Annotated in this window: 20 protein-coding genes; 8 read left to right on the top strand and 12 right to left on the bottom strand. The window is 68.4% G+C overall.

The window, feature by feature from the left end:
• The 3 genes from OV208_RS09365 to OV208_RS09375 form a co-directional block, all read right to left on the bottom strand.
• The coding region (locus OV208_RS09365) for an ATP-binding protein (protein WP_267573487.1) at positions 1-1,750 on the bottom strand (1,750 nt) is incomplete at its 3' end.
• Positions 1,747-3,939, bottom strand: coding sequence for a CHAT domain-containing protein (locus OV208_RS09370; RefSeq protein WP_267573488.1), 2,193 nt, complete (start codon positions 3,937-3,939; stop codon positions 1,747-1,749). The genes OV208_RS09365 and OV208_RS09370, both read right to left, overlap by 4 nt.
• Entirely contained in the window at positions 3,936-5,330 is a 1,395-nt protein-coding gene (locus OV208_RS09375) for a hypothetical protein (RefSeq protein WP_267573489.1), read from the bottom strand. The genes OV208_RS09370 and OV208_RS09375 overlap by 4 nt, the downstream gene beginning before the upstream one ends.
• 337 nt (positions 5,331-5,667) lie before the next feature.
• Here OV208_RS09375 and OV208_RS09380 point away from each other — a divergent pair, with 337 nt between their 5' ends.
• Both OV208_RS09380 and OV208_RS09385 read left to right on the top strand, forming a co-directional pair.
• Positions 5,668-5,865, top strand: a complete 198-nt coding sequence (locus OV208_RS09380) for a DUF6229 family protein (protein WP_267573490.1) — start codon at positions 5,668-5,670, stop codon at positions 5,863-5,865.
• A gap of 102 nt (positions 5,866-5,967) precedes the next feature.
• Positions 5,968-8,811 carry a type 2 lanthipeptide synthetase LanM family protein gene (locus OV208_RS09385; RefSeq protein WP_267573491.1) on the top strand — a complete coding sequence of 948 codons (2,844 nt, stop codon included), beginning with the start codon at positions 5,968-5,970 and terminating at the stop codon, positions 8,809-8,811.
• Between the two features lie 57 nt (positions 8,812-8,868).
• On the opposite strand, the gene OV208_RS09390 is transcribed toward OV208_RS09385, so the two are convergent.
• The 3 genes from OV208_RS09390 to OV208_RS09400 all read right to left on the bottom strand — a co-directional run bounded on the left by OV208_RS09390 (position 8,869) and on the right by OV208_RS09400 (position 12,640).
• Entirely contained in the window at positions 8,869-10,650 is a 1,782-nt protein-coding gene (locus OV208_RS09390; RefSeq protein WP_267573492.1) for a DEAD/DEAH box helicase, read from the bottom strand.
• A gap of 101 nt (positions 10,651-10,751) precedes the next feature.
• On the bottom strand, positions 10,752-11,513 hold the full coding sequence (locus OV208_RS09395) for a sporulation protein (RefSeq protein ID WP_267573493.1): 762 nt from the start codon (positions 11,511-11,513) through the stop codon (positions 10,752-10,754).
• 38 nt (positions 11,514-11,551) lie between these two features.
• Positions 11,552-12,640, bottom strand: coding sequence for a pectin acetylesterase-family hydrolase (locus tag OV208_RS09400; RefSeq protein ID WP_267573494.1), 1,089 nt, complete (start codon positions 12,638-12,640; stop codon positions 11,552-11,554).
• Positions 12,641-12,787: 147 nt separating this feature from the next.
• On the opposite strand from OV208_RS09400, the gene OV208_RS09405 reads away from it, so the two are divergent.
• From OV208_RS09405 to OV208_RS09430, 6 genes are all read left to right on the top strand, one after another.
• Entirely contained in the window at positions 12,788-13,900 is a 1,113-nt protein-coding gene (locus OV208_RS09405; RefSeq protein WP_267573495.1) for a Gfo/Idh/MocA family protein, read from the top strand.
• A gap of 275 nt (positions 13,901-14,175) precedes the next feature.
• Positions 14,176-14,967, top strand: a complete 792-nt coding sequence (locus tag OV208_RS09410) for a hypothetical protein (RefSeq protein WP_324291360.1) — start codon at positions 14,176-14,178, stop codon at positions 14,965-14,967.
• Positions 14,968-14,999: 32 nt separating this feature from the next.
• The gene (locus OV208_RS09415) at positions 15,000-15,875 is read left to right on the top strand and encodes an AHH domain-containing protein (protein WP_267573496.1); all 876 of its coding nucleotides are present in this window, start codon (positions 15,000-15,002) and stop codon (positions 15,873-15,875) included.
• A 20-nt stretch (positions 15,876-15,895) separates the two neighbouring features.
• On the top strand, positions 15,896-16,483 hold the full coding sequence (locus tag OV208_RS09420) for an imm11 family protein (protein WP_267573497.1): 588 nt from the start codon (positions 15,896-15,898) through the stop codon (positions 16,481-16,483).
• A gap of 184 nt (positions 16,484-16,667) precedes the next feature.
• Complete coding sequence (locus tag OV208_RS09425; RefSeq protein ID WP_267573498.1) at positions 16,668-17,606, top strand: hypothetical protein; 939 nt, start codon at positions 16,668-16,670, stop codon at positions 17,604-17,606.
• 125 nt (positions 17,607-17,731) lie between these two features.
• Positions 17,732-18,373 carry an Imm49 family immunity protein gene (locus tag OV208_RS09430; RefSeq protein ID WP_267573721.1) on the top strand — a complete coding sequence of 214 codons (642 nt, stop codon included), beginning with the start codon at positions 17,732-17,734 and terminating at the stop codon, positions 18,371-18,373.
• A 107-nt stretch (positions 18,374-18,480) separates the two neighbouring features.
• On the opposite strand, the gene OV208_RS09435 is transcribed toward OV208_RS09430, so the two are convergent.
• Genes OV208_RS09435 through OV208_RS09460 form a run of 6 tightly spaced genes read right to left on the bottom strand, consistent with a single transcriptional unit; the run spans position 18,481 to position 24,427 of the window.
• Entirely contained in the window at positions 18,481-19,491 is a 1,011-nt protein-coding gene (locus tag OV208_RS09435; RefSeq protein ID WP_267573499.1) for an MlaD family protein, read from the bottom strand.
• The gene (locus OV208_RS09440; RefSeq protein WP_267573500.1) at positions 19,484-20,227 is read right to left on the bottom strand and encodes an ATP-binding cassette domain-containing protein; all 744 of its coding nucleotides are present in this window, start codon (positions 20,225-20,227) and stop codon (positions 19,484-19,486) included. Before OV208_RS09440 ends, OV208_RS09435 begins: the two co-directional genes overlap by 8 nt.
• On the bottom strand, positions 20,224-20,970 hold the full coding sequence (locus OV208_RS09445; RefSeq protein WP_267573501.1) for an MlaE family ABC transporter permease: 747 nt from the start codon (positions 20,968-20,970) through the stop codon (positions 20,224-20,226). The genes OV208_RS09440 and OV208_RS09445 overlap by 4 nt, the downstream gene beginning before the upstream one ends.
• Positions 20,967-21,758, bottom strand: a complete 792-nt coding sequence (locus OV208_RS09450) for an MlaE family ABC transporter permease (RefSeq protein ID WP_267573502.1) — start codon at positions 21,756-21,758, stop codon at positions 20,967-20,969. Before OV208_RS09450 ends, OV208_RS09445 begins: the two co-directional genes overlap by 4 nt.
• Positions 21,759-21,765: 7 nt before the next feature.
• Positions 21,766-22,464: an ATP-binding cassette domain-containing protein gene (locus OV208_RS09455; RefSeq protein ID WP_267573503.1), complete on the bottom strand. Its 699-nt coding sequence runs from the start codon at positions 22,462-22,464 to the stop codon at positions 21,766-21,768.
• A gap of 16 nt (positions 22,465-22,480) precedes the next feature.
• Entirely contained in the window at positions 22,481-24,427 is a 1,947-nt protein-coding gene (locus tag OV208_RS09460) for a putative metal-binding motif-containing protein (protein WP_267573504.1), read from the bottom strand.
• Between the last annotated feature and the right edge of the window lie 20 nt (positions 24,428-24,447).

Genomic DNA, 24,447 nt, shown 5'->3' on the forward strand with positions numbered 1-24,447 from the left:
CGGCCTCGAAGGACTCGGGCGCTCCGTTCCAGGTGTCTCGCAGCAGGGCCTCATCGAAGCGCCCCAGCAGCGCCACCATGGGCAGCAGCTTCAGCAGGTCCGGGTTCTGGAGCCGCTCCACGATGCGCAGTTCGACATAGCGGTCGTTTCCAGGCTGGGCCAGCAGCGTGGGCGTGACGCGCGTGTCCTCTCGGATCCAGTCCGCGTAGAGGACGACCTCGAAGGGATTGAAGCGTGTCGAGGGCGGTGGCGTGGTGCGCGTGTGCACGAACGCGGACGGTCGCGGCGGCTCCTGGGTCTTGATCAGCACGGCTGTCCGCAGCTCGCGTGGCAGTTCGCGTTGTCCTTCCCGGACCTGATCGAAGTACCGCTCCGCCTCCCACTGGGAGAAGGACTGCATCTCATGCAGCCGGAGGAAGTCACGCGAGGGAAGCCACGAGGGCGCGTTCTCCAGCCGCCAGCCCGCACCGCTGGAGGCGAGGGGCCGACGGCCGAAGAAGACGACCCGGAGCCCCGGCACCTGCTGATGGAGCTCTTCGAGGAGCTGGAAGGTGGCGGTGACGTTGGCGGGTTCATCCCCGGCGGAGAGCTTCGCCAGCTCCTCGCACGTGTCGAAGAGGAGGAAGACGGGACCGTTCAGCTCGCGCACCACGCTGGCGAAGGCGCGGAGCATCTCCTGCCAGTGGGGCGTCCGCTGGATGTCCCTCCACGACGGCGCGGAGGAGCCGGCAAGCTCGCGCACCATCAGCCGGGTCCGGTCGAACCAGTTCAGGCTCCGGTTGATCCGTCCCGCACCCCCCTGGAGGAAGAGCTGCTCCGCGAGCTGTTCGATGAGCAGCCATGGGGCCTGCGTCGGATACGCCGGGTTGAGGTGATCGAAGTCCACCCGGGCCCAGTACCCTCGCGCTTCGAAGATGTTCCGCGCGCAGAGGTGACGCACCAGCATCGTCTTGCCGATGCCTGCCTTGCCCACGAAATGTAGCGCCCAGGCAGAGGTGTCCTCGGACGCTGTCAGCAGCTCCTGGAAGGCGCCAAGCTGCTCCTCCCGCTGGAGGTAGTGCTCCAGCCGGCGCTCGTCCTCGCGGCGGAGTTGGAGGAAGTCGATGCGCCGCGCGGCGGCACTGGCGGCCGCGCCGAGCGTGGGGCCGAAGATGGGCTCCAGGTGCCATGCCGTGCGCACCCAGCTCATCGCCTCCGCGAGGTGTTGTTCCTCCTCCTTCTCGGGCGCGGGAGTGACGTCCTGCTCCGCCCGTTCCGCGAGCCGCTCCTGGAGTTCAGTGGCCAGGGCTTCGGGAGACAACCCATGGGCGGCCAGTTCGGCCCACCGGAGCGTGGGCATGGGGACCAGTGCCTTCAACTCCGGAGCGGACAGCTTCAAGCCCAGCAGCCGGCACTCGTCACGCAAGGCCTGTTCGAGTGAAGGAGTCTTCTCCAACAGACGCCGCAGCTCGCGCTGACGGATGTCGGGAGGCATCCAGTACTCGCGGGTGGACGGTGCATCCAGGTCCAGGCCGGAGACGTCCCGGGACTGACACAGCCCCTCCGTGCGCAGCCACTCCAGCGCTGCGGCCGTCGGAGGAAAACCACAGGCCTGTGCCAGGGCTTCCGTCCACACCGGGACGAGGAGCATCCATCGCAGCGCGTCCTCGAAGCCCTGCATCCGGTCATCGCGCTTGCGCCGGTTGGCTTCGAGGTTCTGCTCGACGAGCTGGTTGATGCGCGCCAGCTCCTGTCGCAGGTCGGCGTTCATGAACCCTGCCCTTCACGCGCCGGAGTGCCCCGGAGCAAGGCCTTCATGGTGGCTTGATCATCCGCCTGGAGGAGCATCTTCGACGTGCCGAGCGCCTTGAGCACCGCGTCCAGTCCCGCGTTCCCATGGAGCTGCGAGGGCAGTCCCTTCACCAGGTCCCTGAAATACGTTTCGAGGAACATCGCCACGTTGGGCATGGCGGGATTCGGGACCTGCGGCGGCTCTCGCAAGAGGACGTACTGGTTGTAGATGAGCGGCTCCAACGCCTCCGGGAACCGGCTGATGTCGTGGCGTTCGACGGTCGCGCGCTCCAGCAGGGACTTGATGGGCCCATCCGCCTGCGGATGGCCAGGCCAGCGGCGGCAGCTCACCACCACCGGCGTCGTCACGCCCTCGAAGCTCAGCCGATGCTCCAACACGTGCACGAGCGTGGACAGCGCGGGGGACCACGTGTGGATGCCATCCAGCAGCAGCAGCGCCCCCTTGCACTGCGTGTCCTTCGCCAGCGCCGCCAGATCCATGGCCAGGGCCAGCCGGAGCACGGTGGGATCCGTCGGGCCGCCCAGGGTCAGCGCCTCGTCGAGGTCCGGGTGGAGCGGCGGCGCGGGCGTCTTGTCCCGCAGCAGCAGTGCGCGCAGCTGCGAGTCCGGCGCGGCGCCCACGCCCCAGTCGTTCCGGAGGTCGCGCAGCTTCTTGTACAGCTCCGTGAGGAGCTTCTCGGTGGTGGGTGCCTCGGTGCTGCCTTCGGGGAAGCCGAAGAGCACGGGGACGTAGCCGGAATGGAGCGCGTGCACGGCCAGCTCGTTCATCAGGCGCGTGGCCCCGTACTTCACCGGGGGCTGTTCCATGGCGGGCCCGACGATGGAGAAGTGGTTCCACTCGCTGCGTCCCGAGTCCAACCAGCGCTCGAAATCACGAAACGCTTCGAGCCGGTCGCAGAACGGATGATTGACCCGGAACGTGTTCGCGATCCGCGTTCGCACGGAAGCCTGTCCCACGTCCTTCAGCTCCAGCCGCGTGTCCGTGTCACCCCGGATGATCAACTGGGAGAAGGCCCAGTCGCTGGTCGAGTGGCGACCGGCGAGCAACTGGAGCCCGGCGCGACGACCGGTGGTGGTCGCGAGCCCCAGGTCCACGGGCGTGTTCGGCACGCCTTCGAGCAGGGACTCATAGAGACGTCGGGTGAAGAGCCGACAGGCATGGTCGGCGACCTCTCCCGCCATGCCCACGACCATCGGGATGCCCAGCTTCGCCAGCTCCACGGCGAACGAGGCCTGCGCGGTGGCGCGGGTTGGATCCTCCTGGGGCGTGGGAGGCCGGCCCTTCGCCGAATCACAGGCGTTGACGACTACGACCGTTGGCAGCGGGACGCCCGTGTCCTGGAGGAGCTGGTACAGATCCTGGGCGCTCCAGCGCTTGAAGCCCTCTCGCTCCTCGGAAGGTGGCGCCTCCCGGCCCGGCTTGAGATGGATGCTGTCCCATTCGCCGTGGCAGGTGAGGTGGAGGATCGTGGGCTGGTAGCTCTTCACAGCCGAGGCGAGGTCCTCTCCGTGGGCCGCGATGAGGACGCGGTGGTGGAGGCTCTTCTGCTGGTGGTTCAGGTGGCGCAGCAGTCCCAGGTATTCCGCCCCCGCGCGGATCCGTGGATCCGCCAGGTCCGTGCCCACCACGAAGAGCACCCGCAGGTCGATGGGCGCCCGGGCCTGGAAGGGCTTCGACACGGGCACCCGCCGCACCAGCGATACCTCCGGCGCGTGCTGCTCCGCGAGGAAGCCCGCGTCATCTCGCATCAGCTCCCAGTGCAGGCGGCTCAGCTCCCATTCGCTCGCATCCCATTCGAGCACCAGCTCCAGGGACTCATTCGGCGGACAACGGGCCTTGAGCTGCCGCCAGAAGGTGCCACCCAGGAGCGTCTCCAGCAGGTAGCGGCCGAAGCCCCACAGATGGCCCTGCGCGGGCGTACCGCCGTGGATGCTGGTGAAGGCGCCGCGCAGTCCCTTCTCGGGCTTCGTGCCCTGCCAGAGCGCGGTGACCTCCGGGAGGCCATCGAGCGCGCCGTCCACACCGGGGAAGGGGAAGCCGTTGTCCAGGCGCCGCAGGTGGTGGAGCAACGTCCCATCCACCTCCACGCGCCAGAACGCAGCGGTGGCCGGGGAGGTCTCCCGCACCACGGAGATGACCGCCTTCATGCCGCCCCCAGGGCCGCGGCTTCGAGTCGCGCTGTGTCCAGGCCGAGCAGAACGTCCGACAGCCCATCGCCATCCACGGGCCTGCCCGGTGGCTTCGCGCCACTGCGCCGTCCCGGGAGCCGGTTCTCTCCGAGCAATTGCTTCACGGTGCTCGCGAGCATGTCGAGCGCGGCGGTGTCTCCCTTGGCGTGCGTCGCTTCGGTCCGGGCCCAGGCTCCGAGCGCGGCACCGGCCATCCTGCGGGGGCCCGTGACATCGAACGGCGCAGGCACCGTGGGCCAGCGCAGCTCGAAGTGCCGTGCGTCGAACCCCAGCAGCTCCTTCAACGTCACGTCGGTTCCAGGCAGCTCCGCGAGGGACGCCTCCACCACCGCGTCCACGAGGCGCAGATCTTCTTCCGCGGCTTCCACGCCCGCGACCAGGGCCTGTGGGTCCACTCCGTTCAGGCTCGCTTGCGCACCGGTCAGCCCCAATCGTTCAGCGGTCCGGGCCAGCAGGTGCAGCCGGACGGCGGCGGAGGGGTAGTTCTGGCGCGGCTCGCCCATCCGCGCATCCGGGTGTTGTTCGAACTCGACCATGGCCCGCACGGCGGCCGTGCCAAAGGAGACCACCGAGTATACGTCCGCGAAGACCTCCTGCGACCACCGCCCCCAGCGTTCGGCGGCGAGGGGGGCGTCGTCCAGCTTCAAGTCGGTGGCGGACCGGAGGACTGCCTGCTTCAGGTGGTCCTGGAAGCCCTCCACCAGGCCCAGGTGGTGCTGCACGTGGTGGCCCACCTCGTGCCCGATGAAGACGAGCCACCACGGGGAGGCGACGCTCTTCACGGGCAGGTGGATGAGCGCGATGGGCAGGCGCTCCAGGTGCTCGGCCAGCAGCGGGCCTCCATCGCGGCTCAACTCCCGGGACACCCAGGAGCGGGGCGTGGCCGCGGGCGAATGCTCCAGGTCGATGAAGGGCAGGGGAGCAGGCCCGCTCGTCACGCTCAGCCCGAGCGTTGGAGCCCGCTCGAACACCGACCGCCAGGCGCTCCAGACCACCTCGTCCGCCGCCCGCAGAAGCGGTGCCAGCCGAGCGTCGTCCCTTTGATCGATCCGCTCCCTGAAGAACCGCCACAGCCGCCGCAGCCACAGGATGCGCAGGTCGTGCCGCCGGCACTGCTCCGCGAACTCCCCCCGGGGGAGGTCCAGGTCCAGCGTGTCCAGGTGCTTCGTGAGCCCCCTGGCGGCCCCGTCGATGCAGTCCTCAATGGCCGTGAAGTGGCTCGCGTGCTGCTCGGCGACGTCATGCTTCCTTCGCAGCGCCAGCCACGCCGCGAACTCGGCGCGCAGCGACCCCAGCTCGCGGCGCAGGCGCCCGAGCCACCGCCGGTTCTGATCCCCCTCGTCACTCATCGTGCCCGTCATCCTACCCCACGCCTCACCGTGAACAGGGTCACCCGAACCCCTCCAGGCCCCTCCGACGCCGGACGGCCGTCTGTCGCACGGCTTACAGCCTGCCTGCCCCCCGGGGCAGCCTCGCCCGTCTCCCTGGTGGCAATCCCTTACGTCATTTCCCGGAGGGAGATCGCGCCGCGCTGGAGTTGTGGCGTGGAGATGCGTGCCTTTTGATTTGTCAGGGTTTCGGCCTGATGCGTCTGGCATTGAGAGGGTTGTCTGTGTTCGAGTTCCCTTCGCGTCCGGAGCGCTGGCACCCCTCGCCACCGCCGTGGACGCTTCAGGGAGAAAGCCCATGATGAAGAATCCCGAAGTCCTCGACGTGGTGAAGGGCTGGTTGTCCGGCGCCGAGGAGTCCCATGGCATGACCAATCCGGCGGGCCCGGTGTTCGTGGGAGGTGCGCGCACGGAGCAGGCGCTCACCGAGTCCAGCCTGGTGGCTGACACGGGCTGCAGCGGCTGCACCGCCTCTGCCAACGTCCACTGTTGTTGATCCCCCGCTGAATTCCCCTCCGGCCCGGGCCGCACGCCCCGGTGCCGGAGGCCCCCCCCGCCTCGCCCGAGAGCCCACCGAATGGTCCACGAGGAAGCGTCGATGGCGACCGAGATCCCCCCTGCCGGATGGCTCGCTCGCCCCGTGAATGTCCTGCTCGCGCCGTACCTGGATGCGCTGTCGGAACGGCTGTCCCGGATGGTGGACCTCACCGCCTCCGAGCGTGCCGTGGTGGAGGGGTCGGTCCGTGAGAGTCTGGGTTTCAGCGCCCAGCTCAAGCTCAACCGGGTGCTGCTGTTGGAGCTGCACGCGGCGGGGCTGGAGGGACGGCTCGATGCCTCGGATCCACCGGGACGGTGGGCCCAGTTCCTGGACCGCGCCTGCACCCCTGACTTCCACGCGCACCTGCGCGGCCGCTACCCCACGCTCCTGACCCGGCTGGCCACGGTGGGTCGGCTCCAATCCCAGGCGGTCCAGCGGCTGGTGGACCGGTTCGTCGTGGACCGCGAGGCCCTGGGCTCGCTGCCCGGACATCCCCACGGCGCGCTCACCCGGTTGCGCCTGGGCGAAGGGGATGCCCACCGGGGCGGTCAGACGGTGGCCCTGCTGGAGTTGGAGGCCGGCACGGTCATGTACAAGCCCCGGTGCATGCGCGTGGACCGCGCGCTGGAGGGGTTGCTGGCGCGGGTGCTCGCGCCGGATCCCCAGGCCACGCGGATCCGCGTTCCCGCCGTGTTGGTCCGCGCGGGCTACGGCTGGGCGGAGTTCGTGGAGCACCGCGCCTGCGAGGGCGAAACAGAACTCGCGCGCTTCTACCGCAACCTGGGGCACTGGCTGGCGGTGATGCGCCTGTTGGGTGGCACGGACCTGCACTCGGAGAACCTCATCGCGCACGGGCCGGTGCCCGTGGTGGTGGACGTGGAGAGCCTCTTCACCCCGGATCCACCCGTTCCCCCGTCGGAGCGCGGGCTGGCGGTGGACATCGCCGCGAGGGCCATCCGGGGCACCGTGCTGCGCACCGGCCTGCTCCCCGTGCGCAGCATGGGACCGGGCCTGGGGGGCCTGGACATCTCCGCGGCGGGGTCGCTGCCGGGAGAGCAGCCGCGCATCCAGGTACCGACCATCATCGAGGGCGGCACGGATGGAGCCCGCCTGGGCATGACGCTGATGGATCGCCCCCTGTCGAAGAACCATCCCAGCACGGAGCCGGTGCTCGCGCGCTACTGGGATCAGGTGGTCGAAGGCTTCCGCGAGCTCACCGCGCGGCTCAAGGCGCTGGATGCGCACGGGGACCTCCGCCCGCTGCTGGAGCCGTTCACGGGCGCGGTGGTCCGGCGCATCCTGCGACCCACGCAGACCTACGCGGAGCTGATGCGGATGCTCTGGCACCCGGCCTCCCTCTACGACGCGCCCAAGGCCCACGCACGGGCGCGGGACGTGATGCGCCGCAACGCCGACGTGTCACCCGGTGCCCCCTCCACGCTGCCCGTCATCGACGAGGAGATCGCGGACCTGAGCTGCGGAGACATTCCCGTGTTCACCGTGCCCGTGTCCCGGGCGCTGCTCGACTCGACGCTGACCACGTGGCGGTCGGTGGACGAGGCGCTGGAGGAGATGACCATCCAGAGCACGTTGGTGAGCGCGTACCTCAACGAGAAGGCCCTTCCTCCGCGCGTCGTGGCCCCCACCACGCCGTCGCGGCGTGAACGGCTGGATCCCCGCAGGCGGGTGCAACTGTCCGGACTGGTCCGCCGCGTGCTTGACGCGGCGGTGCGGGGACCGGATGGGACGGTGACGTGGATCAGCCCGGTGCTCGCGGAACATGGCTGGGCCGTGCGTCCGCTCTCCGCCGAGCTCTACAGCGGCCAGGCCGGAGTCGCGGTGTGTCTGGCCCAGTACCAGCACGAGGTGCAGCAGGGACGGGCGGATCCGGTGGAGGGCCTGTCCCAGACGCTGGAGGGCACGCTCGCGGTGCTGCGGGCCACGGAGGACCGGGTGCCGGTGAAGCAACCGGGTGGCTTCTCCGGGCTCGCATCGCAGGTGTGGACCTGGTCCACGCTGCACGACCTGGGCACGTTCCCCGGCGCGTTGGAGCGGGCCCGCGAGCGCGCGGCGGCCCTCACGCCGGAGCTCATCGAAGGCGACGGCCTGTTCGAGGTGCTGGGCGGCGTGGCGGGCCTCATCGTTCCGCTGCTCAACCTGGTGGACCAGACGGGCGAGGCGAAGTGGCTGGACGTCGCTGCGCACGCGGGCCGGCGCCTGGAGGCCACCGCGAAGAGCGTGGCAGGGGACGCGCGCTGGGAGACGTCGATGTTCCCCGCGCCCATTGGCGGCTTCGCCCATGGCACGGTGGGCATCGGCTGGGCGCTGGCGAGGCTGGGCTTGAGTTCCGCGGGCTCGGCGGCGGACCGGCGGCGGTGGCTGGAGCTCTCCGCGCGCGCCTTCGATTTCGTGGAGGGCCTTTACCTGCCGGAGCTCGGCAACTGGATGGATTTGCGGCGTCCGGAGGCGCGCGATCAACTGACGACCTGGTGTCACGGAAGCACGGGCATCGGCCTCGCGGCGGCGGACCTCTCTGCTCTCACGGGGATGCCGCGCTACCGCGACCTCTTCCAACGGGCCCGAGCGGCGGGCTTGAGCGAGGGCTTCGGTTGGACCCACACCCTGTGCCATGGCGACCTGGGCCTGTGGGAGTTGCTGGAGACCGGCCGCCGGCTCGCGCCGGATCCACACGGGCCGGAGCAGGAGCCCCTGGACGCGGAGCTGCTGTCTGGCCTGGAGGCCCGAGGGCCCGTGGCGGGGATGGCCCGGGACGCCTTCTCACCGGGATTGATGGCGGGGCTGGGCAGCGTCATCCACACGCTGCTGCGCATGCACCCCGAGAGCCGGCTCGCGTCGCCGCTGTTGCTGGGGCGCGCGCCCGGCGTGGACCGGGGCTCCGCTTGAGCCCGGAGCGACGGCTCCGGGCCCCAGGCCCCGTCACACGCGTGACGGGGCGCTGATTCAGTCGCGGGTGTCGCGGCGCACGGAGACCTTCTTGCCGCGCAGCGTGGCGCCCTTCAGCGCGGAGATGATGCGCGCTGCGTCCGGCTCCGGCACCTCCACGATGGAGTACATGTCCGCGATGTGGATCGCGCCGATGCGCGAGGAGTCGAGCCCCGCCTCGCCAGCGATGGCGCCCACGAGGTCCGCCGGCCGCATGCCCGCGGTGCGGCCCGCGCCAATGAACAGCCGCGTGACGTTCCACTCCGGCGCACGAGGCTCACGGGCGGGACGCGCGGCGCGCTCTCCTGCCGGTTCGCCGCGATCGACGCGGGGTGCACGCGCCGGACGTTCAGGACGGTCTCCGCCACGGCTCGGCGGGCCCGAGCGCTCCGTGCCGCGGGGGATGCGCTTCTCCGACGGCGCCGACACCGTGGGGATGTCCTGCTCGCTGGACTCCTTGCCCTCGTCCTCCTTCTCGTGGAGGAGCTTCATCGCGGCGGCGGCGACGTCCATGACGTTGAACTCGGTGGACATCGTCTCCACCACGCCCCGGTAGGCCTCCAGCTCACCCTCGACGAGCGTCTCGCGCAGCGACGAGCGCAGGATCTCCAGCCGGCGGGCGCGCAGGTCCGACACGGTGGGGACCGCGGAGACCTCGATGCGCTGGCCGGTGAGCTTCTCGATGTTGCGCAGCAGCCGGTGCTCGCGGGGCTCCAGCAGGGTGATGGCCACGCCCTCGCGACCCGCGCGGCCGGTGCGGCCGATGCGGTGCACGTAGGCCTCCGGCGCGTTGGGCACGTCGAAGTTCACCACGTGCGACAGCCGGGGGATGTCCAGGCCTCGCGCCGCGACGTCGGTGGCGATGAGCAGGTCGGCCGCCTGGGACTTGAACTGCTTGATGACGCGGTCGCGCTGCTCCTGGCTCATGCCGCCGTGCAGCGCGTGCGCGCGCCAGCCCTGCCCGTTGAGGGACGTGGTGAGCTCGTCCACCTCCGTGCGGGTGCGGCAGAACACGATGGCGGCGGTGGGGGACTCCAGATCCAGCACGCGCCCCAGCGTCGCGATCTTGAACGCGCGCGGCACGATGTAGGCCGTCTGCCGGACGCGGGGCATCTCCCCGGCCTCCAGCTTCTCCTTGGCGATGCGGATGCGCTCCGGCTGGCGCAGGTGGCGCTCCGCGATGCTGGAGATGCGCGGGGGCAGGGTGGCGGAGAACAGCGCCGTCTGCCGCTTCTCCGGCGTCTCGGAGAGGATGGCCTCCAGGTCGTCCGCGAAGCCCATGTCGAGCATCTCGTCCGCTTCGTCCAGCACCACCGTGTGCACGCGGTCCAGCTTCAGCGTCTTGCGGCGCAGGTGATCCAGCGCGCGACCGGGGGTGGCGACGACGACGTCCACGCCGCGCTTGAGCACGCGCAACTGCCGGCCGATCTCCTGGCCGCCGTAGAGGGGGAGCACGCTCACGCCCAGCTTCTGGCCGTAGCGGTGGATGGCTTCGGACACCTGCATGGCCAGCTCGCGCGTGGGCACGAGCACCAGCGCGGAGGTGCTGTGGGGCGTGGCGGCCCCGGGGGTGATGTGTTGCAGCAGGGGCAGCGCGAACGCGGCCGTCTTTCCGGTACCGGTGGCGGCGATGCCCAGCAGGTCCTTGCCGGCGAGCAGGGGTGGGAGCGCGGCCGCCTGGATGGGCGTGGGCTCTTCGTAGCCGAGCGACGTCAACGCCTCGACGAGCTCGGGCTTGAGCCCGAGGGAGTCGAAGGTGGGGTTTTCATTTTCAGTGGCGGGAGGCGGGGGAGTCTTCACAGGGCGGCTTGTACCACTTTCACGCCCCGGCGTCGGACTTGCCACGTCAGGTGCGTTCACCACTGCCCAGGGCCTCCGGACCTTCCGGTTTTAAGCCTTTCTCAGCGCAGGTGCGCCGCCAGGGCTTCCGACACGGAAATCACCCCGCGGGTCAGGTCCGCCGGGGTGAGCACCAGCCTCTCCCGGCGACCGCCCTCCAGGCCCGTTCCTTCGAGGAGGGAGGTGAGGCCCCGGGGGCCCCGATCGATGTCGAGGATGAGCTCCAGGCCGTCCTCTGTCGGGAACGGGAGCAGGGCGAGCGTGCGCGGGGGCCCCTGCCATCTGGGAGTGGAGTGGAATTCCAGCTCCTGGACGAATGGCTCTTCGCGCCCCAGCGGGGGACCTGCCTCGCAGTAGGCGTTCTTCCACTGGAGGCCCAGGTGCAGGACGGCGTCGAGCACGGTCTGGAGGGACGGGTGGGGCAGGACGTGGATCCGGTCGCTGTCCTCGGGGTTGAGGGCGTTGTCGATATCGAGCGCCGTCTTGAGCCACACCGGCGACCCGCGCTCGGTGAGGGGCGTGTGGGCGGGCATCCGCAGGGAGAAGGGCAGCTCCTTCACCTCCTGGGGCTCCAGGGTGAAGGGGTTGGCGATGCGCCAGGTGCGCACGACCGTGTTGAGCGCGCTCCGGCGGTCGTTGTCGCGCTGGAGGTACTGCGCCATCAGGTGCAGGTCGATGCGGTCGATGCGCTGGGGCGTGTGGCCCCCCTGGATGTGGACGGCGCCACGCAGGTCCCCGCCCGCGCGCACGGTGTCGTGCTCCAGGCGGGTGTCCACCCGGGCGCTGCCGATACCGAGGCGGGCGAGCATCTTCTTGAAGGACATGGGGAAAGGCTCCGGGGCGGGAAGGAAATCAGGACGGCTCAGGGGCCTTCGTGGCCCCAGGCCGGATCATCGCTCGCGAAACGTTGGACCCAGTCGCGCACGGTGAGGCCCGCGCCGTTCGCGGCGTCCGGGTGGGCCAGGAGCACATGGGGATTGCCGGGCAGGTAGAACGTCTTCACGTTCGGGGCCGCGGAAGCGCGGGCCGCCTCCAGGCCTGCCTGCACCTGGGGTCCGTCCAGTCCGAAGTAGAGGGAGATGGTGCCGTCCTGCTGGTACCCGAGCATCCCGTATCTCCGGGGGGCGGTGAGCAGGTTCGCGGAGGCGCCCAGCACCGCCGACAGGCGCGTGTCGCAGCCGGAGCACCCTGGAGGGAACTCCACGCCCCAACTCGCGCGCATCGTGCCGTAGCGACCATCCCCCAGCGTGTCGATGACGAGCCCCGAATCGTTCAGCACATCCACCCGGGCCCACGGCAGGGCCTTCTGCACGCGCCAGGCATTGAACGTCGCCCCGTAGCCGCCCGCGCTGATCCCGGTGAGCCAGACGCGGTCGGCGTCGGGGAAGGTCGGCTGGAGCCGCCGCAGGTACGCGTCCAGGTTCCGCGCGCCGACGTGTTCGACGTTCTTCGGGCCGAACCAGTCATACGTCTGGATGCGGGTGCCCGCGTGCAGGTCGCCGGTGCAGTAGGGGACGTAGACGAAGCTCGCGTCGCGGAACGGGTTGCGTGGGTCGTCGCGGTTGAAGAGCACCGCCAGGTCCGGCGCGCGGGCCTCGGCCAGCACGGGGGCTTCGCCCATCGTGTCGGTGATGTGGGTGGCCGCTCCGAGCGCGCAGGCGGCGGCCTCCCAGCACGCGCCACCGCCCGCGAGGAAGACGAGGACCCGCCGGGAGCGGTCCGTGAGGTTGACGGCCATGCCCGTGGACGAGCCGTTCGCGCAATGGGCGTCGGGGACTGGGACGAACGTCCAGGTCTCCCGGGGCGCGTCGATGGGGGCGCCCGCGTCCACCGTGTAGGGGATGGACGGGAGGTCGTACGCGCCAGCATCCGGCACCCCGCCGCCTTCGGGAGGGTTCGCGCAGGCGCAGAGGACGAGGAGTCCCAGGAGCGGCATGAATCGGGCGTGCATGGCTTTCGCGCATAGCACACGGTGCCGTGGGCCCGCCTTCCTGCCTGCCCTTCATACGGGCCGAGCACCGGAGGACCGATCGCGGCTTGCGGGGTGGCGGAGCGCGTCACCAGCGTTGGGACTCATCTTCAGGTCGGGAGGCGAGTGATGGCTCAGGGGACGTCCAGGAGGGTGCGGTACGCGGTGGTGGGGGCGGGCAACCTCGCGCAGGTGGCCATCCTGCCGGCGTTCGAGCACGCGGCAGAGAACTCCGAACTGGTCGCCATCATCTCCTCGGACCGCACGAAGCGCGACGCGCTCCAGCACCGGTATGGTGTCTCGCACGCGGGCGGCTACGAGAACCTTGAACAGGTGCTGCGCGATTCGCGCGCGGACGCCGTCTACATCGTGCTGCCGAACACCCAGCACCGGGCCTTCACGGAGCGGGCCGCGCGCGTGGGTGTCCACGTCCTCTGCGAGAAGCCGATGGCGACCTCGGTGGAGGACTGCGAGGCGATGATCCGCGTCGCCCACGACAACGACGTGAAGCTGATGGTCGCCTACCGCCTGCACTTCGAGGAGGCGAACCTCCACGCCGTGGAGCTGGTGCGCTCCGGCAGGCTGGGCGACCCGAGGATGTTCTCCGCGCTGTTGACGCAGCAGATGCGCGACGGCGACATCCGGGGCAGCGCGGAGCTGGGGGGCGGGGCGCTCCTGGATGAGGGCCCCTATCCCATCAACGCCGCGCGCTACCTGTTCCGGGACGAGCCGCGCGAGGTGTTCGCATACACGAACGCGGGGGATGGCCGCTTCCACGGAGTGGACGCGACGGCGTTCGCGCTGATGCGCTTTCCGCACGGGCGGGTGGCCCAGTTCGGCATCAGCCATGAGGCGTCCTCGGTGTCGAGCTACCGGCTGGTGGGCACCGAAGGGGACCTGCTGGTGCAACAGGGCTTCGGGTACGGCACGGACATCGAGCACCTGCTCACCGTGGGGGGCAAGACGGAGTCGCGCACGTTCAAGAACAGCGACCAGTTCGCGCCGGAGCTGATCTACTTCTCGCGCTGCGTGCTGGAGGACCAGGAGCCGGAGCCCAACGGCATCGAAGGGCTGGCGGACGTGCGCGTCATCGTCGCGTTGCAGGAGTCGGCGCGCACCGGGCAGCCGGTGAAGCTGGCCCCGTTCGAGAAACCCCGACGGCCCACGCTCGAGCAGCTCATCGTGAAGCCGCCGGTGGAGCCGCCCGAGCCGGTGAATGCACCTGCCCCCGTGCAGGGGTAGGGGTGTCTTGGTGATGTGACAACTCCGGACGTATCACGGGAGTGTCTCATTGCCCTCGTGGGTGATGTGGATCTCCGTCGGGTCGGCCCAGTTTCCAGGACATCCCCATGGTCTGGAGCCCCTGAATGCGCTGGAACGATGCCGTGGTCGAAGCGATGGAGGCGCGGTAATGGCGGACCCCGACGAGGTGTCGTGGGGGCCGTCGTTGCCGCCCACGTTCTCGGGATTCTACAAGCTGTCATTGGAGGTGCGAGCACGCCGCAGCGGCGCTGGGCTTGAGCGCGGAGGAGGCGGGGGCGCTGACGGGGGCGCAGGGCCTGTCGGATGAAGTCGCGGACGCGATGGTGGAGAACGCGTTGGGCTGCTTCAGCCTGCCGTTGGGCCTGGGACTCCACCTCCAGGTGAACGGGCGGGGCTACGTGGTGCCCATGGTCATCGAGGAGCCGTCGGTCATCGCCGCGGTCTGCTTCGCCGCGAAGCTGGTGGCGGGGGTGGGCGGCTTCCAAGCGGAAGCGGATGCGTCGCTGATGATCGGCCAGCTCCAGATCGTGCGGTACGGCGATCCCCGGGATGCCGCCCAACGGCTGCGCGCGGCGAAGGAGGAGTTGCTGGAGTGGGCGCGGGGCATGCTTCCCCACCTGACGGCACGAGGTGGAGGCATGCGGGACCTGGAGGTGCGGGCTGGGGGTGAGCTGGAGTTGCCGCTGGCGCTGGGCACGGTGGGGGGACCGTTGAAGGTCCATCCAGGGGTCCGGGTGGCACACCATGTGCTGGGAAATCCGAACGCGCGTGAGTTGGCGTGTGTCATCGCCGCGGTGGGGCTGGCTCAGAACCTGGCGGCGCTGCGGGCCCTGGGGTCGGTGGGCATCCAGAAGGGCCACATGGCGCTGCATGCACGGTCGGTGGCGGTGAGCGCGGGCGCGGCGCCGGAGGTGGAACTGGCGGCGCTGCTCGTCACCGAAGGTGAGGTGCGGGTGGAGCGGGCGCAGGAGTTGCTGGGAGAGGAGCGGGTGGCGGCGGATTCTCCCGAAACCCATTACCTGAGAGGGATGACGCCGAAGGATTGACCCAGCTCCATACAAGCCATTACGATTTCACCATGGGTGAAGCCAAGAAGCAGTCCAACAAGCACACGACGCTCTTGGGGCAGACGATTCCCCACCACACCGCAGGGAGTTTGACCGGAGGCAAGTGCATCGCCAAGCACGAATCTCCCTACAAGGAGAACTGCTCCTGCTCACACCGCTGGCAGGCCTTTGAGAAGGCGTTGGAGCAGAACGCCATGTACAATCTGTCAGACGAACAGTTGGGTTCAGCGGGTGAGGGTTCCTGGTCGCTCCTCTTCCGAGGCGGGGCGAAGGCTGTCGCCAAGCTGGCGAAGCAAGGAGCGAAGGTCGCGCTCTCCGCCGAAAACAAGGGCATGTACCGCCATCAGTTGGGCAAGCCCCGGCAGGGCGACTGGAACATCGATCGGGCGAAATATAATTTCAAGTGGGATTGCAACAAGCCCTACTATCACGAGGCGCATCACGTGCTTCCGGATGCCACGCTGCGCACCGCCCTGATCGACATCTTCGAGAAGCCCGAAATGGCACGCCATGTCGTGACGGAAGTGCTGAATGCACCGTATAGCGTTCACGACAAGGACAACATGATGATCTTGCCGATGGATGAGCAGGTAGGGGAAATGCTTCAACTGCCCATCCATCGCGAGACGAAGCAGTGTAGTCATGGCCTGTACGATATGTATGTACTTAAGAAGCTGGCGCTCCGTCTGAGAAGGACGCTCAAGGAGATCATGAAGAAGCATGACGAGGGGGGAGGGGAGCCCAGGTTCAAGGATCTTGCGAAAGCCATTGAAGCCGTTTCCAGCGAGGTCTATGTTGAAGTGGCCTCGGTCAGGCGCGTTCACGGAGTCGTATCCATTGAAGAGTTCGGCAAGAAGATGGTGACGCCCACTCCTTCAAGTGCATGACACCTTCTTCGCGACCCATCATGAAATTCTTCCAGATCAATACGATTGGCGACCTGCATGAGCCCGAGCTGGCCCTGGTTGACGGTGCGCCAGAGGGTATGTCGCTGCGAGCCTACTGCATGTCCGAGGGCGATCCCGCCCTCAGGTTCTATCCGAAGGAGGCAAAGGTCTCCTTGCGAAGCGATCACCCGGGAATCAAGCTGTCGTCCCTCTTGGGCAACACGAGCAGCTATCTCATTGTTCGTGCGGACGTGAAGGAGGTCATCGCGGCTCATGCCAAGGACATCGAGGTGGAGTATCTGCCCTTTGACTTGTATGACCACCGCAAGCGCCTCTACAGTCAGGACTATTTCATCATCAATCCCATTGGGACCCTGGACTGTCTGGACGTGGCTGCCAGCGGTGTGAAGATCGGGCCAGAAGGCAGTGTCATCCATGTCGCCCGCTTCGTGCTGGATCCGAAGAAGGTCGCCCCCCTCCCGGCCCTCTTTCGTCCGAAGGAGGAGCCCGCAGTCTACATCGTGACGGAGACCCTGGCGTTGGCGTTGAAAGAAAAGGGATTCACCAATCTTCAACTCGAGCCGCTCTCGATCTCGCCCAACGCATAGCGCTTCGGAGGCCCTCACGATGTCGCTGGCCTTGACAGGAATTGGAGGAGTCTCCAGCGTGGGTTGGGGCATCGTCGCCACGTGTGCAGCCATCCGAGCCGGCATCACGCGTCCAACGCCGGTGCACGATCTGTATTTGACGGACCAGGATCTGCTTGAGCCCGTTCCTCTGGTGGGCCATCCCGTGTCAGGCCTGACGGACGGCTTCGGGCCTCTGGGGCGGTGGTTGCAACTGGCCCAGGCGTGCGTGCGAGACCTCCGGGAGGAGGCCAGGCTTCCACCGGCGGAGGATGTCCGCTTCTGGGGCCAGACGGGCTGGATCTTCGTCCTGCCGCACCTGGACGAGGGGCGCTACCTGGAGGTGCAGGACTTCGGGAGCACGCTCCTGACGGCCACCTGGCTGGAGCGCCTGAGTCGGTCGCTGGGCCTGGCCTGGAGGCAGGACGCGGTTCACTTCATCCATGCCGGTCACGCGGGCACCGCCGCTGCCGTCCACCTCGCGGGGCAGCTGCTGGCGGCCCGGGACGTCGAGCGTCTCGTGATCGTCGCGGTGGACTCCTATCTTGATGAGACCAGTCTCGAGTGGCTGTCGGCGCACCGTCGACTCAAGTCGCCAGATCGTCCCGTTGGATTGATGCCTGGCGAAGCGGGGGCGTGCCTTCTGGTGGAGTCCCTGCCGGGTGCCCGTCAGCGAGGGGCCCCGGTCCTTGCGCTCCTGCCAGCAGCGAGAGCGGGTCGTGAGGACCGCTCACCCCGGTCCGGGCAGAGCTCGTCGGGGGAGGCACTCGCCCGGCTTGTCGAGCAGGTGCTTTCGGAGGGACCGGATGGCAGCGGCGCTTCGGGAGATCTGGTCTGCGACCTCAACGGGGAGGAGTGGCGCGCCCGGGCCTGGGGTCATCTTCTGGTTCGACTTCATGCGCGGCAGGAAGGGCCGTGGCGAGTGCGATTGCCCTGTGCCTCGGTGGGGGACGTGGGCGCGGCGAGTGGCGCGCTGGGGGTCTGCATGGTGGCCCGTTCTTTCGCACGAAAGTACTCCGCGGGTTTGCATGCGCTGGTTCTGTCGAGCGCCGAGCATGGCGACGTGGGCGCCATCCATCTCCAGGCACCTGGGGGTGGGAGGTGAGCAACAAATTCCTGTCCACCTTTGTCAGCAACGCCAGCTATGTGAACCAGAAGCTCCTCATCCGGCTGACCCAAGGCGAAGGAAGCCCGCAGGACATTCTTGCCTTCTGTCGGAACCATCGGTTGATGGGTATCGGGTGGCTTCTCCTCCTGTGCGACACGCGCAGATGGCAATCCCACCTGTGCCGCAGCGGACGGGCCTTCCTGGCGCTGTCGAATCAAGCCGACGGAGGTTGGCCCGTGGCGCTGAGCCGGTCGGCCCCGTTCTTCGATGCCTTGGCTGCGCTTGACTGGGATTGCGCACGCGAGTTGTCCCTCCGGGCTCCGCGGGAGCGAAGGGTCGAACTCGAATATGAGGAGGACTTCCTTTATGTGCGGTTCCTCATGGACTTCTGCGTCCTGAACCGTTCGGAGGAGGACGCGCGGGCCTGTCTTGCCCGGTTCGAAAGCGTGCTTCAAGGCTCCGAGGAGCCGCGCCTCCAGGTCTGTCAGGCCCTCCTCTCCCGTGACGAGGCTTCCTTCCAAGCAGCATTGGAGGACTTCTTGAAGGCGGAGGCCCGGAGATATGTCCTGCTGCGTGAGCGAGGACGGCTCACCCAGGAGGCCTGGGCCACCGATGCGAAGATTTGCGTCGAGGGGCTCGCATTGGTGTTGCTCGCGGAGCGCGCGGGGATGAAGTCGCCCAGCGCGTTTCCAGCCATCCCTTCGGTCGCTCGATGTGAAGTGTCTCCTATCGAGCCGTTGGATGCGTGGCGGATGGGCGACTGAATCCAACAGCCCCTGATTTCACGCTTGGCTTGCTTCTCTTCCAGCCGTGGGTTCTCGGAGCACGTAGATGTTCATCGGTCCTGTTGCTCCACCTTCCCCTGAGATGATCAGTCCTTCCACAGAACCTTCCACGGATGCTTGCGCAGATCCGTGACCAGGGTTCGCAGCTCGTCGTAGAGCGCCGGATCCTTCAGCAGGGCGCCCCCTGTTCCTTCTCCCGCTTCCAGTCGTCCCAGGACGCGGTCCGCCTTGGTGGCGATCTGCTCCAGTTGTCCAGCCGCTGCCGTGAAGCGCTGGATGGCCACCTTCACCTGTTGGCCATCTTCGGCAGTCAGGGGGCCAGTCACCGCCGCCAGTCCCTCCAGGGTCGTTCCGGCGGACTTCGTGAGGCCGGGCAGGTCCTTTCGCATCACCGCCGCCACGGCCGATGCGTCATCCAGGAGGCGCGCTCCCTTGCCCCCGGGCTGGAGCGATTCCTTCGCCAGTTGCGACAGTTGGCGCAGGTCCCTGGACGCCGCCGCCAGCTCCGATGCCAGCACCTTTACGTCGCCCTTGTTCTCGGTCAGGACCTCATCCAGCGTCTTCGCCAGCCGTGACACGTTGGCCGCCAGCCCCGTCACCGCTTCCGGGTCCCGCTCCAACATCTCTGACAACAGCGTCACGAACTTCGACAGCTGCTCCGACAGCAGGTCCAGGCGCGGCGCATCCACGCCTCGCAAGGCTTCGGACTCGGGCAGGGGGGCTTCCGCGTTGCCTGGGTTCAGCTCCAGATACGGCTCCCCCAACAGGCCCACCGTTCCCACCGTCACCCGGGCATCCTTGCGCAACGCTCCCCGCGCCGACGCTTCGACGGACAGGTCCATGCGGACGGGGAGGGGGATTCCCTTCGCGTCCCTTCGCGCCGGCAGGAGGTTGATCGCATCCACCTTGCCCACCTGCACGCCGCCCAGCTTCACCGGGGCGCCCTGCACCACGTTGCCCGTGTGCGCGAAGTCCACCTCCAGCTTGGAGCCCCTGCCCAGCGTCAGCTCCCCCATCAACCACAGCAACACCAGCACGCCGACCACCGTCGCGAGCACCAGCGCTCCCACCTTCAACTCCAGCCGTTGCTCATCCATCCGTCACGCCCTCCATGAACGGCGCCGTCAAGGTCCGCAGCTCCGGGGCAGGGGACTCCAGGAAGCCCTCCGGCGTCCCCAGGTACGCACAGCGCCCCTTCGCCACCACCAACACCCGGTCCGCGATCTCCCTCAACTGCCGGTAGTCGTGCGACACCACCAGTGCCCCCAATCCCTGTTCCTTCAACGACGCCAGCACCGCCTCCACCTGCGTCGCCGCCCTCCGGTCCAGCCCCGTCGTTGGCTCGTCCAACAGCAGGTAGCGCGGCTTGAGCACCAGGGCCCTCGCGATGGCCGCCCGTTTCTTCGCTCCCGGCCCCAGCTCCGGTGGCAGCCGGTCCGCCCATTCCTTCAGCCCCACCTGCTCCAGCGCTGTCTCCACCGCTTCCTCCGGGGCGTTCGGGTCCGCGAGGCGCACGTTCTCCCGCAGCGTCCGCCAGTCCAGCAGCGCCGGTCCCTGCACCAGATACGGCGCCCGGCGGCGGACACCCACCAGAGTCCGTTCGGCCTGCGTGTCCACCCGCTCCCCGAACAACGTCACCGCTCCCGCCACGGGCCTCAACAACCCCACCGCCAGGCGGCACAGCACGCTCTTGCCGGAACCACTCGCTCCCGCGACGAATGTCAGCTCGCGGGTGGACACCTGCGCGCTCAGGCCGTCCAACACGCGGCGGCCCTTCTCGAAGGCGATGGCCACGTCGTCGAAGACCAGCGTGTCGGGACCGGAGTCATTCACAGGCGCACGAACTGGAACGCAAGCGACACGGTGAGATCAATCAACAGGCACCCCAGACTCGCCGCCACCACGCCGTCCGTCGTCGCTTCGCCCACGGCTTCAGCGCCGCCCCGGGCCTTGAGCCCCGCCACCGCCGCCGCGAGCGGGATGTAGAGCCCGCAGCCCACCGCCTTCAGCACCGCCACCAGCACATCCCACCCATCCACGTACCTCGCGTCCATGAACGCCCGGCCGTCGATGTCGAATGCCAGACTCGCCACCACCACCGCCGACAGCGTCGCCGCCACCGTTCCCAGCACGCTCAACATCGGTACGCCCACCACCCCCGCCAGCACCCGGGGCGCCACGAGGTCCGCGTACGGATCCCCCGCTGACATCTCCAGCGCCTCCACCTGTTCGTTCACGCTCATCGTGGACAGCTCCGCGGAGTGGCTCGCGCCGGCCCGCGCCGCCGTCAGCAGGGCCGACACCGCGGGGCCCAGCTCGCGCACCAGCATCTCGAAGTACGCCGGGCCCAGCACCGCCACGTTGCCGATGAGCTTCTTCGCCTGCGCGTTGGCGATCGTCACCAGCACCGCGCCGAAGAAGGCCATGCCCGACATCACCAGCCACACGCTGCGCCCCCCCAGCTCGTGCACCTGCGCCAGGGTTTCGCGCAGGGGGACTCCTTCCCGGAGGCTTGCCCGCACCGTCCGCGCCAGCATCACCACCGGCGCTCCGAAGAAGGACAGCACGCGCTTCATGTCGACCACCGCGACAGCAGCGTCGTCAGCAGGAAGTCCAACAGGAAGATGGCCGCGCACCCCAGCACCACCGCGCTCGCCGCTGCCTCACCCACGGCTCGGGCTCCGCCCTTCGCTCGAAGCCCCACCGCCGTGGACACCAGCGAGATCGCCAGCCCGAAGGCGCCCGTCTTCACCACGCCCCCCACGATGTCGAAGGGGCTCAGCATGTCCGCGAACGTCCCGAAGAACACCCGCAGCGGCAGATTCAACGTGAGCTTCGCCGCCACCGCTTCGCAGAGGATGGCCACCAGGAACGTGAACGTGCTCAGCGCCAGCATGCTCACCTCCATCGCCACCACCCGGGGCGCCACCAGCAGCGCGAACGGATCCAGCCCGATGCCGCGCAGGCCTTCGATCTGCCCGCCCACCTTCAGCGTGGCCAGCTCCGCCGCGTTCCGGGCTCCGATGCGCGCCGACATGATCAGCCCGAGCAGCAGCGGACCGAACTCCCACAGCACCCCGTACCCCGCGGCCCACCCCAGGAAGGCCCTGGCTCCGAACCGCTGGATGTAGAGCCCCGCCTGCACCACCACGATGACGCCCGCCAGGGCCGCCGTCGCCAGCGCCAGGGGCAATGAGCCGTAGCCGAACTGCACCAGGCCTCGTGCCAGTTCGCGCCGCTCCAGCCTCGGGAGGGCCCAGGCCGTGCGCCCCGCGACCAGCGCCAGCGCTCCCACGCCCTCCACGGCGCCCAGCACCGAGCGCCCCAGCCAGGTCAGGCCAGCACTGCTCACGGGTGGGGCCACGGAAGGGTCATGCGAGGGCCTCGTCTGGCGTCCGCTCGAGCTCCGGCGCCGGGGGCCCATCGTGCACCAGTCGGCCTCCTTTCAGGTACAGCCAGCGGGGCAGGTGGAGGTCCAGGGGCGCTTCCGGCGCGGCCACAAGCAGTGTTCCCGTGCCCGCCACTTCCAACAGCACCCGGGCTACCTGCCTCGCCGTGCCCGGGTCCAGGCCCGCGAACGGATCATCCGCGAGCAGTACCGCTGGTTTTGCCGCCAACGCCCTCGCGAGCCCCGCGCGCTTCTTCATGCCACCGGAGAGTCGTTCAGGCAGGGTGTCCGCCGCGTCCGTGAGGCCCACGGACTTCAGCACTGCGTCCGTGCGCTCGCGGGCCTCGGGTTCCGGGACGTGGCGGCGCAGCAGCGGCTGCATCACGTTCTGCCGCACGGTGAGCGAATCGAAGAGGGCGTCCGTCTGGAAGACGAACCCGAACGCCGCCTGCTGCTTGCGGCGCTCCGGGGCCGTGAGCTTCGCGACGTCCTGCCCGTCCCAGGTGACTTTTCCGGAGGAGGGCAGGAGCAGGCCCGCGAGGGCCTTCAGGAGCGTCGTCTTGCCTGAGCCGGAGCGGCCCAGCACCAGGGCCCGGGTCCCCGGCGGAAAGCGCGCGTCGATGGACTCCAGCACGGTCCTGGGACCGTGCCGGAGGGTGAGACTTTCGGCGCGCAGTTCCATCCTGGCCTCTGGTGGCTCAGGGAGGCGGCCAGTACACGACTGCTCCCTTTTGCCCCACGGCCCCCAATCTTCGGGAGTCCAGGCCATCAATGGAGTTCAACTTGTCGTCACCGTTGTAGACCGTTGTCCAGCTCAAGCCGTCGTAGAACGCGATCTCGCCCGATGTCGTCACGACGTAGACACTCTTGGTGCTGAACGCAATCACATCCAGGACATCGGTGGGCGCGCCGCCGTCAGGATTGGTGACGGTGGGCAGTTCCCTCCAGACCCCACTCTGCCGTTCAAAGACCTTGCCCCCCTGGCCGGCTGCGTAGGCAATCCGGTCGCTCAGGACATGCACGCCGTAGATGAAGACCGCAGTGGAGGATGGGAGGGTTTCCTGCTCGAATGTGCCACTCCCGGTACGATAGCTGAAGGCAACGGGGAAGCCATCGCCCCTGACCCCGACCGCCAGCATGGTTTCCAGGCTGTTCCTGCTGCTGATCGCACGCAGGTTGATGCTCCCGACGTCACCCGCCAGTGAAACAGTGGCTGGGGTGTCGAAAGGCGGCGACCACTTGACGATCTTGCCTGTGCTCGTCACGGCATAGGCCGTCGTGTCCTGCCCGAGGTCGCCCCCAAGGCCCGTGATTCCATTGAAGGCCCCGAAGTTGAAGAACTCGGGGGGGCCATAACACCCGGTGTCCCCAGGGAGCCTTGTCGCGAGAGAGCCCGTCTCGGTTGCGAGGATGAGGCGTCGATTCGTGCCAGCCCAGGCCGCAGAGACCGGCAGGTCGCAGTTCGCGGCAGGGTTCGCCGTGGAGCCATCGGTCAGGAAGACGGCTCCTCCCATGCTCGGGCTCGGATTGCGTCCCCCGAACCATGCATCGGTGGATCCGAAGATGGCGATGGCCTTCCATTCGAAGTTGGGCTCGGCGCTCGGGGTCACGGTGGACTTGCTCCAGGCCGGCAGGGGAAGTGTGCAGCCTTCGTCCACCTGTCCATCGCAGTTGTTGTCCAGGCGGTCGCAAACCTCAACCTGCAGTTTGCTCACGAAGCGCGAGTCCTCGTCGCAATCCTGCTGGACGTTGATCGCAGTGGACGCGGTGGGCGGAACACCACAGTACGGACCCACGCTCTCGCCCTTCGCCCCATCGCCATCTCGGTCCACGTACCACTGCTCAGGCGCCTCGGTGACGACGCACTTCGTCAATGCCGGGTTTGTGTCGCAGGCCTTTTTGCCCGAGCAGGAGAAGCCATCCTCGCAGAACCCGCCGACATCGAAGCCTTCATCCACCTGCTGATTGCAGTTGTCGTCCTTGCCATCGCAACGCGATTCACTGGCGCCAGGGTTGATGAGCGCATTCGTGTCATCACAGTCCATGGCGACCGGGCCGGAGTTCGGCGGCGCGGCGCAGCTCTGCACTGCGGTGCCGACGTAGGAGTCTCCATCCTGGTCCACGTACCAGGTCGGCTTTACCTGGGCGTCGTTTTCCCCGTCGCGGCAGTTGTCGTCCCAGCCATTGCATACTTCCGTAGCGGCCGGATTCACGGCGCGCTTGTCGTCATCGCAGTCGCTGCCGTTGAAGGCGGTGCTGAAGTAGCCATCGTCGTCCTTGTCGAGCGCCGACACGGTGAGACCCAGATCGAGCTTTCCTTCCTTGGGGACCTCCCCCTTCATGTCGTCCGAAGCCACTACCGGGCCCGAGCAATTTAACTCGTGGACCTGAGCCGTTACGTTCAGCACGCGGCCCCAATCCTTCTCCCGGAAGACCGCCACCGACACCGGGTTCCCCGTAACCTCTGAGATCTCCACGGTGGTGCTGTTGGTGTTCTGAGCATCATCCGTGGCGGTCACCGTGAGGCACGCGCGCTTGAAGCCGCTGTAGCCGATGGTGACGTTCAGCGCTCCGGCCTTCGAATCGTCCTTCTTGCACCCCGCCAACACGGAGCCACACAGCACTGCCAACAGGAATAAACGCATGGGACGGGCATTCTCGGGCG

The organism is Corallococcus sp. bb12-1 (genome assembly GCF_026626765.1).
Classification (GTDB): Bacteria; Myxococcota; Myxococcia; order Myxococcales; family Myxococcaceae; genus Corallococcus; species Corallococcus terminator.

Excerpts from the sequence above, each read along its gene's own strand:
- OV208_RS09370 (WP_267573488.1), bottom strand. The coding sequence starts at position 3,939 with ATGAAGGCGGTCATCTCCGTGGTGCGGGAGACCTCCCCGGCCACCGCT.
- OV208_RS09375 (WP_267573489.1), bottom strand. The coding sequence starts at position 5,330 with ATGAGTGACGAGGGGGATCAGAACCGGCGGTGGCTCGGGCGCCTGCGC.
- OV208_RS09380 (WP_267573490.1), top strand. The coding sequence starts at position 5,668 with ATGATGAAGAATCCCGAAGTCCTCGACGTGGTGAAGGGCTGGTTGTCC.
- OV208_RS09385 (WP_267573491.1), top strand. The coding sequence starts at position 5,968 with ATGGCGACCGAGATCCCCCCTGCCGGATGGCTCGCTCGCCCCGTGAAT.
- OV208_RS09395 (WP_267573493.1), bottom strand. The coding sequence starts at position 11,513 with ATGTCCTTCAAGAAGATGCTCGCCCGCCTCGGTATCGGCAGCGCCCGG.
- OV208_RS09400 (WP_267573494.1), bottom strand. The coding sequence starts at position 12,640 with ATGCACGCCCGATTCATGCCGCTCCTGGGACTCCTCGTCCTCTGCGCC.
- OV208_RS09405 (WP_267573495.1), top strand. The coding sequence starts at position 12,788 with ATGGCTCAGGGGACGTCCAGGAGGGTGCGGTACGCGGTGGTGGGGGCG.
- OV208_RS09415 (WP_267573496.1), top strand. The coding sequence starts at position 15,000 with ATGGGTGAAGCCAAGAAGCAGTCCAACAAGCACACGACGCTCTTGGGG.
- OV208_RS09420 (WP_267573497.1), top strand. The coding sequence starts at position 15,896 with ATGAAATTCTTCCAGATCAATACGATTGGCGACCTGCATGAGCCCGAG.
- OV208_RS09430 (WP_267573721.1), top strand. The coding sequence starts at position 17,732 with ATGGGTATCGGGTGGCTTCTCCTCCTGTGCGACACGCGCAGATGGCAA.
- OV208_RS09435 (WP_267573499.1), bottom strand. The coding sequence starts at position 19,491 with ATGGATGAGCAACGGCTGGAGTTGAAGGTGGGAGCGCTGGTGCTCGCG.
- OV208_RS09445 (WP_267573501.1), bottom strand. The coding sequence starts at position 20,970 with ATGAAGCGCGTGCTGTCCTTCTTCGGAGCGCCGGTGGTGATGCTGGCG.
- OV208_RS09455 (WP_267573503.1), bottom strand. The coding sequence starts at position 22,464 with ATGGAACTGCGCGCCGAAAGTCTCACCCTCCGGCACGGTCCCAGGACC.
- OV208_RS09460 (WP_267573504.1), bottom strand. The coding sequence starts at position 24,427 with ATGCGTTTATTCCTGTTGGCAGTGCTGTGTGGCTCCGTGTTGGCGGGG.